The organism is Veillonella sp. CHU740, from assembly GCF_003992055.1.
Lineage (GTDB): Bacteria > Bacillota > Negativicutes > Veillonellales > Veillonellaceae > F0422.
In genome coordinates this window covers 1-2,546 of record NZ_RQVD01000023.1, presented here as the reverse complement: position 1 = coordinate 2,546, position 2,546 = coordinate 1, and the positions used below count along the sequence as shown (strand labels likewise).

General features: G+C 43.0%; 1 protein-coding gene. It reads right to left on the bottom strand.

The genetic code is table 11. From position 1 onward, the window contains the following. Window positions 1-2,546 (bottom strand): hypothetical protein (locus EO115_RS08280; protein WP_206168441.1); only part of this gene is annotated, 2,546 nt, incomplete at both ends.

Here is a 2,546-nt window from a genome sequence, read left to right as displayed (position 1 = left end):
TCATGTAATTGACCACCGTTGATGGCATCTTTAGAGCCAGCTTTGATTTCACCATCTGCGATATTGCTTAACTTAGTTGTACCGCCAGCTGTTGTTCCATCTGGGTTCACTAAACGAGCTTGTGGTTTTGTTACTTCCACCGCATTAGCTGCTTTTGTACCATCTGCATTGACTTTGCCAGCAGGATACCATTTACCATCGTTAGCTTTTACAACACGGTTGCCGTTTTCATCTGTGTACACTACGGAACCAGCTTCGCCGTTACGAAGAGCATTCACTTTTGTAGTTAAGTCTTTACCGTTCAAGCCATCTGCTGCTGTTAAGCCGTCTTTGCCCATACCAGCATCAGCGCCTGTACCAGGTTTTCCGTCACGGCCGTCTACACCGTTAGCGCCTACTGCTTTAGCAATGTCATTTACTTTGTCTAATTTTGTTTTCGCATCGTTAGACAAGCCAATGATCACTTTGCCACTATCTCCAGCTACGATTTCGATGCCAGATTTTGCGCTTTCTGCTGTATTCGCTGTGCCATCGCCTTGAACAAAGTCTAGACCTGTTGTTACTGCTACTGTTTTAGCTGTTCCACCATTGGCTTTATAGCCTAGGTTAGCATTACCAGCTGCTGTTTGGTTGACTGCTTTAATCGCTTCGTCTACGTAGAATTTATTCGCTGCATCTGTATTGGCACCAGGTGCTCCTACATTTGTTAATTTAGAGCCACCGAAGTCTACGTCACCTTTAGCGCCAGCTGCACCCGGTTTCACTGTGATAACAGCATTGTCACCATTTTTAATTGTCAATGGATCTGTGCCATTACCAGAAATACCTTTCATATTTGTTAACGTATCTGCTAAGCTCACAGTTAAACCATTCGTAGGGTCGGATGCTACTTGGATGTTCACACCTGGTGTTGCAGTTGCTGCTGGTGTGAAGTTTGCCGCACCTTTCACTGCCAATGTCTCACCTAATTTACGAGTTGCATTCGTTCCAGTATCTGCACTGAAAGTAAGTGGTTTGTCTGCTAATTCATTCAATGCTGTTACATCTGCTTTTTTCGCTAATTCAGTATGTAATTGACCACCGTTGATAGCATCTTTAGAGCCAGCTTTGATTTCACCATCTGCGATATTGCTTAACTTAGTTGTACCACCAGTTGTTGTACCATCTGGGTTCACTAAACGAGCTTGTGGGGTTGCCACTTCTGTAGCTCCGTCCAGTTTATTACCTTTAGCATCTACTTTCTCAGCTGGATACCATTTACCATCGTTAGCTTTTACAACACGTTTGCCGTTTTCATCTGTGTACACCACTGTACCAGCTTCTCCGTTACGAAGAGCATTTACTTTTGTAGTTAAGTCTTTACCATTCAAGCCATCTGCTGCTGTTAAGCCATCCTTGCCCATACCAGCATCAGCGCCTGTACCTGGTTTGCCATCACGGCCATCAGATCCATTAGTGCCAATTGCATCAACTGCTTTTTGTACTTTTGCTAATGTATCTTTTGTATCTTGAGATAAGGCCACTGTATAGTTACGTTTGTTCGTAGCTGTATCTACTGTATCTCCGCCTGAAACAGACAAGCCTTCCCCAGCGGCTACTGTTGTATCGATAGCATCTACTGTGTATGTTGTCACATGGTCTGTTGTAACACCAGTAACGTTTACATTTTTACCAGGAGCTACTTTTACAGCGCCTGCTGCTAAGTCTTTGACTGCATTTTTGCCATCATCGCTTAAGTTACCTAAATTTTTATTCGCTGCATTATCGATAGCATTACGAGTCGCTTCATTTAAACCAAATGTTACTTTGCCATCGTCACCAGCTACGATTTCAATACCAGCTTTAGCAGCTTCTGCAGTCGCCGTTGTGCCATCACCTTTAACAAAGTCTAGACCTGTTGTCACTGCTACTGTTTTAGCTGTGCCACCATTTGCTTTATAGCCTAAGTTAGCTACACCACCAACTTTACTGTCTACATATGCCTTATTCGCTGCATCTGTACCAGCACCTGGTTGAGCAATATTCGTTAATTTAGAACCACCGAAGTCTACATCACCTTTAGTGCCAGCTGCACCCGGTTTCACTGTGATAACAGCATTGTCACCATTTTTAATTGTCAATGGATCTGTGCCATTACCAGAAATACCTTTCATGTTGGTCAAAGTATCTGCTAATTTCACCACTAAGCCGTTAGCATTTGTAGTTGGATCTTTTTCTACACGGATGTTCACGCCTGCTGCTGTTGCTGGATTCGTAGCACTTGGTGTGAAGTTTTCCGCACCTTTTACAGTTAATGTAGTACCTAATGCACGTGTTACAGCTTGCGCATCGTCGCCTGTGAAAGTAATTGGGTTTGTTTTCAAACCTTCTAAATCAGATGCATTCGCTTTATTGTTTAAAGTATTGTTGATATTTGTAATATCTGTTTTCGTAGCTAAGCCACTAATTTTGAACTCTTTACCAGTAGCCTCTGCGCCTGTACCATCTTCTTGTTTTACAGTCACAACGCCATCATCACCAACAGCATATGTATCTGCTTTTACATG